Annotated in this window: 18 protein-coding genes and 1 pseudogene; 13 read left to right on the top strand and 6 right to left on the bottom strand. The window is 68.3% G+C overall.

Annotation, left to right across the window (positions count from 1 at the left end; genetic code table 11):
* Position 1: 1 nt before the first annotated feature.
* The 3 genes from V9G04_15425 to V9G04_15415 all read right to left on the bottom strand — a co-directional run bounded on the left by V9G04_15425 (position 2) and on the right by V9G04_15415 (position 1510).
* Positions 2–532, bottom strand: coding sequence for a DUF1788 domain-containing protein (locus V9G04_15425; GenBank protein MEI2714640.1), 531 nt, complete (start codon positions 530–532; stop codon positions 2–4).
* A 72-nt stretch (positions 533–604) separates the two neighbouring features.
* Positions 605–1213, bottom strand: coding sequence for a DUF1819 family protein (locus tag V9G04_15420; protein ID MEI2714639.1), 609 nt, complete (start codon positions 1211–1213; stop codon positions 605–607).
* 96 nt (positions 1214–1309) lie between these two features.
* Positions 1310–1510, bottom strand: coding sequence for a helix-turn-helix domain-containing protein (locus V9G04_15415; protein ID MEI2714638.1), 201 nt, complete (start codon positions 1508–1510; stop codon positions 1310–1312).
* Between the two features lie 270 nt (positions 1511–1780).
* Here V9G04_15415 and V9G04_15410 point away from each other — a divergent pair, with 270 nt between their 5' ends.
* The 9 genes from V9G04_15410 (at position 1781) to V9G04_15370 (ending at position 6509) form a co-directional block, all read left to right on the top strand.
* Positions 1781–1990: a hypothetical protein gene (locus V9G04_15410; GenBank protein ID MEI2714637.1), complete on the top strand. Its 210-nt coding sequence runs from the start codon at positions 1781–1783 to the stop codon at positions 1988–1990.
* A gap of 217 nt (positions 1991–2207) precedes the next feature.
* The gene (locus V9G04_15405) at positions 2208–2873 is read left to right on the top strand and encodes an ATP-binding protein (protein ID MEI2714636.1); all 666 of its coding nucleotides are present in this window, start codon (positions 2208–2210) and stop codon (positions 2871–2873) included.
* Positions 2860–3549 (top strand): hypothetical protein, encoded by a 690-nt coding sequence (locus V9G04_15400; GenBank protein ID MEI2714635.1) that lies wholly within the window; start codon positions 2860–2862, stop codon positions 3547–3549. The genes V9G04_15405 and V9G04_15400 overlap by 14 nt, the downstream gene beginning before the upstream one ends.
* A gap of 601 nt (positions 3550–4150) precedes the next feature.
* Positions 4151–4477, top strand: coding sequence for a hypothetical protein (locus V9G04_15395; GenBank protein ID MEI2714634.1), 327 nt, complete (start codon positions 4151–4153; stop codon positions 4475–4477).
* Between the two features lie 112 nt (positions 4478–4589).
* Positions 4590–4748, top strand: coding sequence for a hypothetical protein (locus V9G04_15390; protein MEI2714633.1), 159 nt, complete (start codon positions 4590–4592; stop codon positions 4746–4748).
* Positions 4749–4873: 125 nt separating this feature from the next.
* Positions 4874–5002: a hypothetical protein gene (locus V9G04_15385; GenBank protein MEI2714632.1), complete on the top strand. Its 129-nt coding sequence runs from the start codon at positions 4874–4876 to the stop codon at positions 5000–5002.
* Between the two features lie 571 nt (positions 5003–5573).
* Complete coding sequence (locus V9G04_15380) at positions 5574–5969, top strand: hypothetical protein (protein MEI2714631.1); 396 nt, start codon at positions 5574–5576, stop codon at positions 5967–5969.
* A 123-nt stretch (positions 5970–6092) separates the two neighbouring features.
* On the top strand, positions 6093–6323 hold the full coding sequence (locus V9G04_15375; GenBank protein ID MEI2714630.1) for a hypothetical protein: 231 nt from the start codon (positions 6093–6095) through the stop codon (positions 6321–6323).
* A gap of 9 nt (positions 6324–6332) precedes the next feature.
* Entirely contained in the window at positions 6333–6509 is a 177-nt protein-coding gene (locus V9G04_15370; protein MEI2714629.1) for a hypothetical protein, read from the top strand.
* A gap of 33 nt (positions 6510–6542) precedes the next feature.
* On the opposite strand, the gene V9G04_15365 is transcribed toward V9G04_15370, so the two are convergent.
* Positions 6543–7397: a hypothetical protein gene (locus V9G04_15365; GenBank protein ID MEI2714628.1), complete on the bottom strand. Its 855-nt coding sequence runs from the start codon at positions 7395–7397 to the stop codon at positions 6543–6545.
* A 233-nt stretch (positions 7398–7630) separates the two neighbouring features.
* On the opposite strand from V9G04_15365, the gene V9G04_15360 reads away from it, so the two are divergent.
* The 3 genes and pseudogenes from V9G04_15360 to V9G04_15350 all read left to right on the top strand — a co-directional run bounded on the left by V9G04_15360 (position 7631) and on the right by V9G04_15350 (position 10913).
* Positions 7631–7996 carry a hypothetical protein gene (locus V9G04_15360; protein MEI2714627.1) on the top strand — a complete coding sequence of 122 codons (366 nt, stop codon included), beginning with the start codon at positions 7631–7633 and terminating at the stop codon, positions 7994–7996.
* Positions 7986–9641 (top strand): hypothetical protein, encoded by a 1656-nt coding sequence (locus V9G04_15355; protein ID MEI2714626.1) that lies wholly within the window; start codon positions 7986–7988, stop codon positions 9639–9641. Before V9G04_15360 ends, V9G04_15355 begins: the two co-directional genes overlap by 11 nt.
* A gap of 69 nt (positions 9642–9710) precedes the next feature.
* Positions 9711–10913 (top strand): annotated as a pseudogene (locus V9G04_15350) (IS3 family transposase).
* A 627-nt stretch (positions 10914–11540) separates the two neighbouring features.
* Here the strand turns inward: V9G04_15350 and V9G04_15345 are convergent.
* Together V9G04_15345 and V9G04_15340 are read right to left on the bottom strand one after the other, a co-directional pair.
* Positions 11541–13217: a recombinase family protein gene (locus V9G04_15345; GenBank protein ID MEI2714625.1), complete on the bottom strand. Its 1677-nt coding sequence runs from the start codon at positions 13215–13217 to the stop codon at positions 11541–11543.
* On the bottom strand, positions 13129–13803 hold the full coding sequence (locus tag V9G04_15340) for a hypothetical protein (protein MEI2714624.1): 675 nt from the start codon (positions 13801–13803) through the stop codon (positions 13129–13131). Before V9G04_15340 ends, V9G04_15345 begins: the two co-directional genes overlap by 89 nt.
* A gap of 247 nt (positions 13804–14050) precedes the next feature.
* On the opposite strand from V9G04_15340, the gene V9G04_15335 reads away from it, so the two are divergent.
* Positions 14051–14890, top strand: a complete 840-nt coding sequence (locus V9G04_15335; GenBank protein MEI2714623.1) for a purine-nucleoside phosphorylase — start codon at positions 14051–14053, stop codon at positions 14888–14890.
* The last annotated feature ends 16 nt before the right edge of the window (positions 14891–14906 follow it).

Raw genomic sequence — 14906 nt, 5'->3', positions numbered from 1 at the left:
GTCACGCTTCCTGTTCCAAGATGTTCTTGGCTCGGTAGTACTGGTCGTCGGTCAACGTGTTGAACAGGACGAGACTCGACCCGAGCGAGTCTGACTGCCGGTAGTCGCCGGGGAAGAACATGAGCATCGGCTTTCCGGTCACCACGCTCTGTAGGTTGTTGAGCACGTTGTGGGACCGGATGTAGGGGAAGACCTCGCCGATGCCGGTAAGGAAGACGATGTCGAAGGCGCCGTCCTGCACCCTGGCCCGCAGTGCCGGGGCGAGGTGGAGTTGCGGGTCGAGCATGGCCTGCAACATCTCTCGGAAGTCGTCCTTGTCGTGGTCGGGCTCGAAGGCGAGCACCCGCTCCCAGACACCGCGTTCCTTGAGAATCTCCACCGACAGGTCGTAGAGGTTGACCTCTCGCACGGTGATGCCGTGCTTGGTCGAGAGCTTGGTCTTGATCCGCTTCTTCGCCTGCGCGACCGCGAGGGAGGCTTCGGGCGGGAAGGGGTAGATGAAGAACGGGACTTCGTTGCTCAGTCCCTCCATACTGAAGGAACCGCTGGCTGCTCAGCACAGCGAGCAGGTGCGCTTCTTGCGCATTCAGGTCCATCGTCTTCATCAGGCTGCGCTCCGGGTCGGGAAGAAGCGGAGGTCGCTGGGCGTCCGGAGATTCAGGAGACCAAGGAGTCGTTCGGACAGGACAGCGGGCACGATGTGCCCGGACTCCGAGAGCAGGTCGGCCTCCACGAGCATCTTGAACACCGTGGATCGAAGCTTCTGCATGGTTGAGTCCTTGATCGTCGCGAGCTCGTCGTGCCACAGGGCCTTGCTCCGGATGAAGCCGTCGAAGTCCTCGTAGGCGAGCGTCGGTGCCAGCAGCAGGAATCGCTCGCGCAGCACCTCCTCAGCGAACTCCGCGATGAGGCTGTAGCGGCGGCAGGCCGCCACCCACATCAGGTGGCCGCGCTCGGTTGCCGTCAGGTCGCCGAGGAGCTCGAGCTCTGGCTCGGTCAGCGCCGAGAGGCGTTTCACCGTCTCGCGGACAAGGCGGACCCCGGTGCGGTGGGTGCGCGCCTGGAGAAGGTTGTCGGCCACGGCTCGGTCACGGGCCTTTTCCCAGTCGCGTTCCTCGAGGTAGACGGGCGCCAGGAGAGCGGCCTCACGGGTCAGGAGCGTGCCGGTGGTGAACGACAACGCATAGCGATCGCTGGTCTCCGCATCGGTCACGGCTGGCACCTCCTTACTGGTGTCTCGGGCAAAGTCGTTCAGGCTATCGGGGACCGGCGACAGTCTCGGTCGTGAAGGTCCGGTTGAGCCGACGGATCAGCCGGTGTTGCTCGGTTCATCTGAGGTAGCGGCACCGCCGCGGCGCACCCATTCGTCGACCTCGCTGGTCTGGAACTTCCAGAGCCGGCCGACCTTGTGGGCTGGCATGGCCTTGTCGGCGATCCAGGCGTAGACCGTGTCCTTCGTGACGCCGAGATGGGCGGCGATGTCCTCTGCGGACATCCACGGTTCGGACACGACGCGTCGACCCTTCCCTCGGCGAACCGGCTTTAGCCGGGTGTGTCCGAGCGTAGTCGAGGGTGAGCCGGGTTTCGGCCGGTTCAGCAGAACCAACGGCCTGTCTTGGAGCCACCTGCCCACTGTCCGTCACCGGGCGCTCCGGCCCGACAACCTGACCAGCTCGCACGACACCCGGGGCGCCCGCTGCCGAGCTGGCGAAAGCCTCTCGCCCAGCTGATCGCTCCCAAGGCCCGGGATCACCTAGGTGACCAAGCAGAGGAGGACTCAATGAGCACTTCACCCGCGGAGCAGCCGGGCTCCGGCATCGTCACCTTCACCCAGCAGGGCGACCGCGCCCTCGATCGCCTCGCCGCCGACCTGGTCGACCACTGCGATGGCTCCACCGCCAGCATCGCCGACATCCTCGAGCGTGTTCTGTCGGCCGACATCGCCGCGGCTCCGCCGGACAAACTCGGCGAAATCCCCCGTCGCCGGTGAGGCCGGCCCAGCCCCCGAGAGTCCAGACCATGCAGCCCGTCGACGCCTCGGCGCCGACCGGTCCACTGCCGGCGGCGCTCCGCCCCCGCCACCCCGGATCGGCCGTTGACACGCGTGGCCACACGCGCGAGAGCTCCTCCGGCCGCATGAGCCCACTGCCACCTAGACTGACCTAGAAAACCCTCCAAATCTAGGTGAGTCTAGGAAGGTGGCGCTGGTGGACCAGAGCCCGTACACGCCCGGTGCCGGCCACAACCCGCCCGTCCTGGCAGGACGCGACGGCCTTCTCCGAGACTGGCATTTGGCGCTCAACGACATTGTCTCTAGCGGCCGCGTCCGCGCACAGGACATGATCCTTGCCGGCCCGCGCGGCGTGGGGAAGACCGTAACGGTGAGCGCGTTCGCGGACCTGGCCAAGGAGCAAGGCTTCGAGGTGGTCAACCTCCAGGCTGTCTCCGGCCAGGCTGGTCTGGTAGAGGCGCTGCTACAGCGCGCTCGCACCCGTATGGCCGAGGAGGCCGGCCCGTGGCAGCGCGCCCGCAAGGCCTTCGAGCGAGTCGGTGGGGTCAACCTGAGCATCGCGGGTATCGGTGCCGGGATCTCCACTCGCCCATCCGACGCTCCCGCAGCAGGCTTGGACGCGGGAACGCTCGCTGACGCCCTGGCCACGCTGGCGGCCGAGGTCCGCAAGGACGCCCATAGCGGGGGGCTGCTGATCACAGTCGATGAGCTCCAGGTCGCCTCTGGTCCTGACCTCGCCCTGCTCGCGGCGACGCTGCACCGACTCAACGTTCGACCACCCCTCCGCGCCGGTTCTCTTCGCCGGCACCGGGCTGCCCTTCACTCCCGATGCGCTCCGCAAGGCTGGCGTGACCCACCCTGATCGCCTCTTCGTGCTGGAGCCCATCCCCCTCACTCTCGAACCCGATGACGCCCGCTACGCCGTGGTGGAGCCAGCACGCCGGGCCGGTGTCGCGTGGACCCCCGAGGCGGCGGCAGTCGTGGTCGAGGCCAGCAATGGCTACCCAGCCCACCTGCAGCTTTTCGCCCACGCCATCTGGACATCCGCGGCCGGGCCCGACCAGATCACCCTCAGCGACGTCGAAGCTGCACTCCCCCAGATTGCCGACATGCTCGAGCGCCGCACCCTTGGCCCCCGCTGGGACCGAATCAGCGATCGACAGATGGAGTTCCTTGCCGCCCTCGCTCTGCACGGCGGGCGCGCCTCGACAGCGGCGATCGCCAGGACTCTCGGTCGCTCCCAGCAAGAGCTGTCCTGGCTCCGTGAGGAGCTCATCGAGGAGGGCGACGTCTACGCACCCAAGCGCGGCCAACTGGCGATGGCGGTCCCGCTCTTCAACCGCTTCGTTCTGAGCCACTACGAACGCACACGACCCGAGGCAGCGACCGAACTGCTGAGCTTGCAGGAGATGATCGCGAACGCCGGGCTGGATCCCTCAGCAGCGCACGCGGGTAGGGACATGCTGCGCCTAAGCGAGCAGAACGAAACCCGCCAGTTGCCACCGCCCAGCGCCGGATCTGGGCGGCCGCGTTCCTGAGTGGCGGCGCGCACCTCTACCGAACGGTGTTGGCATACATTCAGTTACACAACGCAGCTGTGTAACGGGCTTGGAGCGGGCCGACACGGACCGCAGATCGCGCTAGAGATGGCGGTTTGGCCCGTCGCAACATGGGCCCTGTCACGTCGGGCAGTGGCGCGGCAAAGGGCTGCGGCGGCGCGACATCGGCCAGGTCGTCGAGCAGCTCGGAGTCGTTCGACGTCAGTGCCTCCGAGCTGTCGGGAGCGCAGTAGGCGTTCCACTCCCCCACCGCCGCGGCGAGCCGGCGGTAGGCCTCGACGTCCGGCCGGGGCGTTGAACCAGGCAGCCGCGGCGCAGCGCGAACCCGCCGCGCGATCAGGGCCGCCTGTGTCCTCCATGGCTGATCAGTCTCCCGCCTCGCAGGCCCGGAGGGAACCCCTGCGGTTATCCACAGCCGGCCGCCGGCGGCCGCGCGTACCGCCGGCGAGATCCGCGAGACTCGAGCCAGCGACACCTCTCGGCAGGAAGGGCAACCCGGTGGACGACAACGACCAGCTCGAAGCGGGCGGGCACGCGACAGGCGGCCCGCGAGCACGTCTACGGCTTCAACCGCGCCACGATGTGGGAGCGCGACCAGATCCCGGCCGAGACCTCCGACCAGCTCGCGGAGTTCGCCGACCTCGCGGCCGCGCTCCCCCAGGCGTTCTCGCAGCTGTCCAGCACGCTCGAGCAGGCCCTGGCCCACCAGGTGCTCAGCATGGACTCGATGACCGACGAGTCCGACCCGGCCATGGCGATCGGCGTCGCGCGCCTCCACCTGGAGGAGGCCCGCGGTCTCGCGGTCGACCTCCACAAGCACCTCAACGCCGCGCGCAACGCCACCGCGCACATCATCAGCCAGGGCGTCGACGACGGGCAGGAGTCGATGCCCTGGGACCAGCCCTGACCCGGCCCCGCTCGAACGGCCCGCGAGATTTCTTCGCGTCGGGTGATCGCCCCGACGGGTCGACCTTCCTTTGGTGACTGAGAGATGACCCCGGTCCACCAAGGAGCTGCCCGTGAGCACGCCCACCGATTCCCCGTCCGCCGCGGCCGACCGTGACCCGGTTCAGGAGGCCCGCGCCCACCTCGAGCAGGCCCTGGCTGCGCTCGATCGACTCCGCGAGGTCCTGCCCGCCTCCGAGCAGCATCCCCCGCCCGAAACGCGGAGGCGGTGAGTCGGCATGACCACCGACACCGCCCTGCAGCGCCGCCGACGCCGTCTTCATGGCCGAGCAGGCCGTGAGCACGAGCGCGCTGGGTCGTCGAGGAGCTGCACACGACGATCAACTCCGCGCTCCGGGTGCTCGACGACGCCGAGCTCGACTCGGCCAAGGCCCAGCTCTCCGACCGCGGCGACTTCTACCTCGAGGCCGCCGGCGAGCACCTGGGCCGGCTGCAGCACGCGGTGCAACGACAATGCCGGAGCTGACCCACGACCTCGCTCGCGCACCTCGACCGCGCATCGCAGTCGGTCACCGACGCCCGCGACCCTCCTCGACCTGAGCCGACACCTCCGATCCCGTGCATCGCCAGCGAGGTCGCGCAACTCGAAGCCGCGCATCGCGGTCGTCGGCGAGATGGTCGCACCTGGCCAAGCCGGTCGCCCAGCTGGCCGCCCAGCACGTCGAGACCGCGCACCAGGCCAGCTCGGCACGTGACTGCCGCTGGCGCCTGCTGGAGCCGGTCAGCCTGGAGCGGAGCATCGCGACCGCCGGCAAGGAGCTCGGCCGCGCCGACGAGGACGTGCGCCTGCTCGAGCAACGTCGTCGACCACGCCGCGGCCAGCGCCCGTGCAGTCGGCCGGCATCGCCAGCGAGATCACCGACAACGCCCGCCGGCGGATGTCCGAGCAGAGCCGGGACCCGATTCCGAGCGCATCGTCGCTCCGGACGCCCCGGTCCCCGAGTCGGTAGAGGGAGCCGCGGACCTCGACCAGGGCAGGTCATGGACGAGCAGCTGACGACTGGCCGCGAAGACGCTGGCCCGGTGGTGCTACGCCCGTGGCGTCGACGAACGCGTCCTCGGCTGCGGTGAGCAGCTGCTCAAGGCGGTCGGTCGACCAGGCGCTCGGTCGACCGGCGCCGGCGCACCTCGAGCATGCGCTGTGGCAACAGACCGCCACGCTGCTGCGCCAGCGACGCGACTGGGACCGTGACCACCAGGTGAGCCCACCGACGCCCGCGGCGTGCCTGCCCTGCGCCGTGGCGGTCGACCAGTGCCCCACCCACGCCGGCCGGCGATGTCGTGCCTGCGGTGGCCAGCTGCACCGCATCGTCGTCGACGAGGGCTTCGACACCCACCCGTGCTGCGACCGCCCCGGTGAGAACGGATCCCTGGCGGTCCTCGAGCACACCGCGCAGCTGCTGGGAGCCACGCTGCTGGCACAGCCGGCCTGAGCGCGCCCGGGGGGCGCCAACACGGATCAGCCGAGGTGATCGCTCCCACCGCTGGTCCGCACTTAGGAGACCAAGGAGGACTGGCGCAGCCGGTGCCGGTCCACGGGATCCATGGGAGTTCACATGAGTGACGCCGCTCGCGAGGAAGCCGCGCTCGAGGAAGAGGCCCGTCAGCGCGCCGAGGAGATCAGGGCCACCGAGGAGGCCGCCGCCCAGGCCGCGGCCGCCGACACCGGCCCCTCCCCCGACGCCGAGATCGCGCAGGTCCACCGATCCGGCCGCCAGCACGACCACACCGACACGGCCGCCTACCAGCGGCCCCAGCTCGGCCGCCGCCGCGGCCCGCGCCGCTAGGAGGTCGCGATGGCTACCGCACTCGCATCAGCGGACGCCAGCCGCATCGCCGGCCGAACGACGGTCCGCTGGGTCGACTGCTCCCACAAGCTGGGGTCGCTGCCGTGCATGAACCACAAGCCGCACGAGGGCAACGGCCGCGGCTGCGTGCACCACTCAACGTCCGGCTTCCAGGACGACGAGTAGCCCGCGGACCCTGTAGCGCCCAGAGAGTGCTCCTCAGCCGTGCACCAGGTGCAGCCGCGGTCGCGGCTGCTGCTCGACGGCTGTCTCCAGGCGCTGCAGCCGCTCGAGCGTCATCGGATGCCCATGACGCCGGAGCAGACCAGCCAGCACGGAGCCCAGGCCGAGGGAGACCACCAGCTGGTCGGCCGCGGCCTCCGACCAGGCCTCGATCCGCCGGCTGGCCGCCGGCACCAGGTAGGTCAGGGCGATCACCGCGCCGCCCAGGATCCCCGGAGCGGCCCGGCCCTCAGCGACCGACTGCACGATGCAGATCACCCCGACGACACCCCGCAGCGTCCACGCCAGCCGCATGAACGGAAGCCAGGCGAAGGCCCGGCCCACGCCACGGAACGTCGCGACCACCAGCCGCCACGGCGTCGTCGCGGCGAGCACAGCGAGCTCCAGCCGCGGCCGGATCGCTCGCCGCCGGCCGACGGCATGAGCCATCGCGGCGGCCGCTTCCGCAGCGGTCACTCCCCCGCGGTACGTGGCGTCGACCAGTCCGGGGGTGACCACGACGGCGCGATCCGCGATCGCCACAGCCACCGGGGTGCTCGGACCCTGGCGCCGGCGCACGAACAGGGCGTCGACGTCGACGCCGCGGCCGCCCAGCTCGGCGAGCACGGGCGCCATCACCTGGAGCTCAGCTGCGGTCGCGGGACGCGACCGGGTCAGCGTCGCGATCGCCGGCACCTCGAACTGGCCGAGCGCCAGCGCAACGAGCAGGCCGGCTGCAGCCAGGAACGCCACCAGGCCAAGGGCCGGCGGGAGCAGGGCGCACACCACCACGGTGAGGACGAAGCTCACCAGCAGCGCCGGCGCCAGCGTCACCACCCTCAGCACGGTCATCGGGAACCTCATCATCACGACCCTCCTCCATCTGTCAGCACTAGTGCGAATCTCTTGACTTTGCTCGCGGTGATCGTCCGGCGACCGCCGTACGACATAGGCGAACGAGACCAGTTTGTGCCCAGCCGCCGACACGACCCCGAGTTATCCACAGCCCGCCGCTCACGCGGAGCGAGGACCGACCCGGACGTGGGTTCATGGGCCAGACCGACCTCCGACCGAAAGGAACACCCGTGGACACCCTCAACGCTGACGGCACTTGGGACCGCCTCGGCTCGATCGCCCTCCTGCTGCACCAGGCCGCCACCCAGGTGTGGAGCGACGCCGACCGGTCCGCCGCCGACTCGCCGCTGCACGACCTCGGCCTCGGCGTCTATCTCGCGCACTCCCAGGCCAGCGCCCTGCTGCCCGACGACTACGAGCTGCCCAACGTCGACGAGGACGCGGAGCTCGAGGAGCGCACGCCGCTGCAGCTGCTCACCGAGGCCGAGGAGCTGACCCGTCCCCTGCCGCTGCACCGGCCCGACCTGGTGCACGGTTCCCAGCTGGTCGTCGACCTGTGCGACCTCATCCGGGAAGCCCGCGGCCTTGGCTACTGACCTGCGGCTGGCGTACGCCGACATCGACGAGGAGCTCTTCGACGTCGACCAGATCCCGATGACCTCGCGTGACGTGCGCAGCGTCGGCGAGATGCTCTTCGACGTCGACTACCTGGCGCGCCAGCTGCTGATGGACGTCGACGGAGACGCGGCCGGCACGCTGCTGCGCAGCTGGCCGACGATGGTCGCGGCCGCCGAGGACCTGTGGGCATCCCTGCCCGGTCGACGACCTGGCGTCGACGAGCGCGACCGGCCCATCACCAGCCTCTCCGCCCAGGCCGCCACCATCGAGGCCAGCCTCTCCGGCCGCACGGCCTGGCCAGGGCAAGGCCCGACCAGCCCCCGCATCGACCAGATGACCCAGACATTCCTCAACGCCGCCTCGCTGGTCCGCCGCTACGGCGCCGAGATCCGCCACGAGCAGCCCGACGCTCACCGCGACCTCGAGGCAGCACGCACCCGGATCATGCACGGGCTCTACCTCACCGCCCACGCCGTCAACGTCGCGCTCCACGAGCACGGCCGCGACCGCGTCAACGACGCCCGCAGCGCCGGCCGACGGATCCACCTGGCACAGCACCACTCCCCCTACGCGATCGCCCCCACCGGTGTCTGGATCGACCGGATGTCCGCCTGCGAGAACACCGCCCGCAGCTACCTGACCGACCGGTTCGCCCAAGCCCTCGCCGGCGAAGCGATGCGCCCCGTCGACGACCCCGGCCGGCTGGCGCAAGCACTGGCCAACTGGGACATCCAGACCCACCGCGCGCTGGCCCGCGACCTCGAACCGTCCAACATCCTGCTGATCACCCGCACCCAGGGGCTGATCGCCGGCGCGAGCATGGTCCTCGTCGACGCGGCCGCGACCGCCGGCGTGCTCGAGCGTTCCGATCGCCTGGTCCCGGCCATCGCCGACGCAGGGCGGTCCTGGAGCAACCTGGCCAGCCGCTGGGGCGACCTCGCTCCCCCAGGAGCCCGCCTCGAGGAGCCGCTGGCCCGCGCGGCCGCGGAGGTCCGCGCCGCGTACCGCCAGATCACCCACGACAAGACCACCCTGGCCAGCCCCGAGGTCATCGCCGGCCGCCCAGGGCTGCCCCAAGCCGTGCCCGCAACGCTGCGCGCGATCGAGGCCGGGTCCGAGCTCGCGGTGGTCGTCGCCGAGAAGGCCGACGCACCCGACCTCATCGGGCCGGCCCGAGCCCTGTCGCGCCGGGCGCACAACGACGTCGAGGCCGGCATGGCCACCCCGCCGGCCGAGGGCGACGTCGTCTGGGTCTCCCCCACCGACATCTTCGCCAAGCGCCTCGTGCCACTCCCCCCGCCTGTCGCGGAAACCCTGCGCGCGGCCAGCGACGCCACGATCGACGCCACCAGCTCGGCCTCAGCGGTGGCCAGACGCTGCATCAGCGCGAGGACATGGCGGCAACTCCTGACGGGGACCCTGGGTTGCGCGGCGAGACCGTGCCCGAGGTCGGACGCCCACCAATCGCGACGTCCACCGGGCCGCAGCGGTGACCCGCACAACGCCTGTCATATCCGGCCGGAGAGAACGCTGCCACCGAGCATGCAGAGGCCCACATTGGCGTCAGAAGCTGCCGACGAAGGAAAAGCAACCCGCCAGGCGGGAACACCAATCTCATCTTGAACACAGGGGTCTGCTGCACCAGGATAGGTGACAACCGATCTGCCTAACCCGAGAGGTTGGGCTGGAAGGATGTTCACCGTGTCCAAGCCCTACCCCAAAGAGTTCCGTGACGACGTCGTGCGCGTCGCGAGGAACCGTGAGCCAGGTGTCGAGCTCTCCCAGATCGCGAAGGACTTCGGGATCCACTTCACGACCCTGTACTCGTGGATGAAGAAGGCCGATATCGAAGACGGCGAGCGGCCCGGCACGACCGCGGTGCAGTCAGCTGAACTGCGTGAAGCCAAGCGCCGGATCAAGACCCTCGAACAAGAAGTAGAAGTCCTGCGGCGGGCTGCCGCCTACTTCTCTCAGGCTCATCTGCCGGGAAAATGAGCTACCCGCTCGTCCGTGACCTTGCCGCTGACGGAATCCCCGTCACGGTGACTTGCCGGGTGCTCAAGATCGCTCGCCAGCCCTACTACCGCTGGCTCGCCAACCCGATCACCGACGCCGAACTCGACGAGGCCTACCGCGCCAACGCCCTGTTCGACGCTCATCGTGATGATCCTGAGTTCGGCTACCGGTACCTGCTCGACGAGGCCCGCGACGCCGGCCAGGCGATGGCAGCGCGGACTGCGTGGCGCATCTGCTCGAACAACGGCTGGTGGAGCGCGTTCGGGAAGAAGCGCGGCAAGAACGGCAAGAAGCCCGGCCCTCCAGTCCACGACGACCTGTGCGCCGTGACAGATGAGAAGGGCCGGACCCGGCACGAGTTCAAGGCCGCGGCAGCGAATGAATTGTGGATCGGCGACATCACCGAACACTGGACGAATGAAGGCAAGCTCTACGTCTGCGCGTTCAAGGACGTGTTCTCCAACCGGATCGTGGGCTACTCCATCGACTCCAGAATGAAGTCCCGGCTCGCGGTCGCAGCACTCAACAACGCCGTCGCACGACGCGGTGACGTGGCCGGATGTGTGGTCCACACGGACAGGGGCTCGCAATTTCGAAGCCGGAAGTTCGTCCGCGCCCTGGGCCGCCACGACATGGTCGGCTCGATGGGCCGCGTCGGTGCAGCCGGCGACAACGCGGCCATGGAGAAGCTTCTTCTCCCTGCTCCAGAAGAACGTCCTGAACCGCCGCACCTGGGCCACCCGAGAAGACCTGCGGATCGCCATCGTCACCTGGATCGAAAGGACCTACCACCGCCGCCGCAGACAAGACGGGCTCGGCCGATTGACCCCCATCGAGTACGAAGCCATCATGACCACGCCAGCCACTCAGGCTGCGTGACTAACCACTGTCACCAGTCCGTGCAGCAGACCCGACCAAGTTGAGGTCGCTCCAGGGCAGCCTGAACTAACAGCCACCTGCGTTTGCTCGTTCAGCTGTCCTAACTGCCACCCAGGACGTGCTCGAGGCATCGCCATCACCATCCGGCGCGCGCTAGGTTGTTACAATCGCGGTACATCTCGCCATCAATCGTCGACGTTTGCGCAGGTCAGAATGGGTCAGTCAGTCACTACTACGACATCTGACTGACCGCCATCCCCGGACCGGCCCGGGAGAGAGTGGGCGGTTCAAGCCGTCAGTCTCATGTCGGTGCACTCCGTGCGAAATAGGTCGCTGAAGACTGATCGCAGCCGAGCCGTAGAGACACCTAGGTGACTAGCCACCCACTAGTCACCTCGGGAGCCACGCAATGAACGAGCAACTACACGGCGCTAAAGGAGGGAGCGCTCAGGCGGATCAACAGCGCTCGCTTCGTGAGATGGCAGACGCCTACTCACGGCGGGCGCGGAAAGCCCGAGTCGAGCAGGGCAAGCCACCCGTGATCGCGGGCGCCAACGTTCTCAACCGAATCGCAGAGATCATGGCCGCTGAAGTCCCCGCTGTCCGGCCGGAGGATCAGCCCGCCGCTTAGGCTCGCCATATCGGCTCGCCTATCCGCGAGTCATCGAACCGGTTGTTCGACTTACCACGCGGCGCGATCTCGATGCTCTCAACCAGCGCCCGCACGATGTCCCGGCGCCGCCGCATCGGCGCCGTGTTCCACCATGACTCGATGTCGGCTCGCTTCTTTGGCACGTCCGACAGGACAGCATGCAAGTTTGGGGTCCACTGCCCAAGCACCCGCTCGGCCTCACGCTGCCGGATCGCCCACCCTTCCCTCAGAGCATCCCACTCATCTTCGTGAAGCCGATTCGCTGCGAACTCGAGACCGTAGTGCTTGCGAAGTCGAGCCAGTTCAACGATCTCGCTCTCTGCGGCGGCAACGGCAGCGGCGCTGCCGTTGCCACTACGACGCTTGATCGCACCTGATCGAACCTTGGCTTCCGCGACTGCGTCGATGATCGCCATGGAGATGACCACGTCAGTCTGAGGTCCCGTTATCGTGAGACCACCGCACGTATGGGATCGACCAGGCTGTTTCGAACACGCATAACGGAAACCGCCGTTGCCGGTCGGCGAGCCGGCCAGGCTGGAGCCGCACTTCCCGCACTTCAAGATTCCTGCCAGGAGGTACTTCGGCTCACGGCCCCTCCTCGCAGACGGCCGGTCTGTAATGCGCCGGATGTCCTCAATCACTGCCTTCGAGAGAATTGGCGTCCAATCTCCTTGCGAAACCAGTTCTCCGTATCCCCCACGCTGGCCAGGGCTGAACTCACGCCACCCGCAGAGCGATCCGCGGCGAACCATCGCTCGGACGTTCGCGGCTCGCCAGTACGAACGGTCCGCCGGAATTCCAGCGGACGCAAGCAGGCGTGCAACGGTGGAGTCATCCAGCCCATGGTCCCCGGAACTGACGTGGTCCACCCAAGGCTGGTCACGCACCCACGCAGCCGTGCAGAGCGCCGGCGTCCCACCAGCCCTTCGCAACATCCGGGCGAGCGCGCCAGCGGCGACCGCGGCGTTGCCACGCACCGCGGCGATGACCGCTACTACCTCGGGGCGCTGATTGCGCTCAACCGCGCGATCGACGCGCCTCGCGTCCCATCGGCCACTCCCGGGGGTGGCGACGCCGCGAGCGTTGAGGTCAGAGGCGATCGAGTAAAGCGTCTCACCGTCGAGAACGCGCTGTGCGACCTCTCGGATGACTTCTGCTTCCTCCGGAATGATTCGCTGATGGTCGTCGTATCCGTAGCCGAGCGGCCCATGGGCCTGGCCTGACTGTGCGGCCTGCGCCCGCTGTGCAGATAGGCGTGCGGACTTCACGTCACCTTCATTGGCGGCGACTGCAGCGAGTATTCGAGCGAGGAGGCGCCCAGAAGGTGTCATCAAGTCGATCTCACCAGCTTGAAGAAAGACCACGGGGACCGCAGCCTTCTGCGACTCGATTGCGTCGAGCACTCGCTCAAGGTCGACGACTCGTCGCAACACCCGGTCGAGGTGCCACGCGACGATCCCATCGACGTATCCGGACTCGACATCGAGCAGAAGCTGCTCGAAGCTCGGCCGCCGTTTGCCCGAGCGTGCCGAAATGTCGTTGTCGGAGTAGACCTTCGGCTCAGGCCAGCCGAGCGACCGGCATCGTTCTCGGCACTCCTCGACTTGCCTCTGAACGCCGAGCGCTTGCCCTGTGCGGTCGAGGCTGATTCGCGCGTAGATAGCAGGCGCTTGAGGAACTCCGCGCGGGTGTGCCATACGATCTGACTATAGCAGTGGTTTTCATCACTGCGGTCTTGACGGCCGTGAAGCCCCGGCTGATGCCGTCGAGCACGACATGGAGCCGGTGGCCTTGCGCCAACATGGCATCGACGAACGGCTGGCTGATATCGATACGCCGCCCGCTGCTCTTGAGCATCCGCTCGACCAACTCGGAGACCTGGGCGCTGGTGAGCATCAGATTGGTGAGTTCGTGACGGCCGCGCCGCGCCACGAAGACGCGGCTCGGATCATTGATCCAGATCTCTTCGATCTCCGGGTCATCGAGGAAGGGTTGGAGCGGACCGAACCCGGAGACCCGGGCGAGCAACTCCCCCACGGTGGCGCGCGGGTCGGGGACCGGAGCCACAGCGCCGGTGAGGCTGCGTTCGTCGTGCTCTCGTACGACATCCTCGGCGATGCGCTTGACCACGTGGGCGTCACGTTGTGGATCGACGGCCTCGCGGCGCACCAGGTCGCGGACGCGTTGGTCCAATTGCTCGATCAGATCCGCGGGCACCCCCGCGACCGTCGTCACCGCTCCCACCCGTCCCGAGATCGGGTGGGGCGACGACGTTCACAGCAGTTCAAACCTCAGCCCCCCCGAGAGACTTCACGACCCACCAGGCCAAGTGGGCTGTCACGGTAACTACCCCGCAAATCCGCGGTCAAACACAGTCACATCGACCTGTGGAAAACTTTGCCGTACGGAATTGCGGGCGGGCTGGGTGCCCGCGCAGCCGACGGCAGCCCACGGACACTGCGCAGGCACTACGCTCACGCGGGTGACCGACCACGCCTCAGAAGCCGCCGCCCAAGCAGCCGTCGACCAGTCCGACCCCTACGCCGCCGCCGAGCAGGCCGCAGCGAAACTCGCCGAACTCACCGGCGTCGAGTCCCACGACATCGCCCTCGTGCTCGGCTCCGGATGGCTCCCGGCCGTGGATGCCCTCGGCGAGGCCACCGCCGAGATCCACACCACTGATCTGCCCGGCTTCTCCGCCGCCGCAGTGGCGGGTCACTCGGGAAAGATCCGCTCGATCCGCAACGGCGACAAGAACCTGCTGGTCTTCTTGAGCCGAACTCACTTCTATGAGGGCAAGGGCGTGGCGGCGGTCGTCCACCCGATCCGTACGGCCGCCAAGGCAGGCTGTCGTGCGATCGTGCTCACCAACGGCTGCGGGGGTCTCAAGCAGGGCTGGCAGCCCGGTCAGCCGGTGCTGATCTCCGACCACATCAACCTGACGGCCACGAGCCCGATCGTCGGCGCGAACTTCGTCGACCTGACTGATCTCTACAGCCCTCGCCTGCGGGGGTTGTGCAAAGAGATCGACCCGACCCTCGACGAGGGGGTCTACGTCCAGTTCCCCGGCCCGCACTACGAGACGCCTGCGGAAGTGCGCATGGCCGGGATTCTGGGCGGTCACCTGGTCGGCATGAGCACCACGCTGGAAGCGATCGCGGCGCGTGAGGCGGGCATGGAGATCCTGGGCATCAGCCTGGTCACCAACCTCGCCGCCGGTCTGAGCGGCGAGCCGCTCAACCACGAAGAGGTGCTCGAAGCGGGCAAGGCCGCGGCCAGCCGGATGGGCGGCCTGCTCAGCCAGGTGGTCGGCCAGATCTGACGGCGAAGGGCGAGGC

The organism is Nocardioides sp., assembly GCA_037045645.1.
In the GTDB taxonomy this organism is placed as follows: Bacteria; Actinomycetota; Actinomycetes; order Propionibacteriales; family Nocardioidaceae; genus Nocardioides.
Note: the sequence above shows the minus strand (reverse complement) of the source record. Positions and strands in the feature narration are given on the sequence as shown.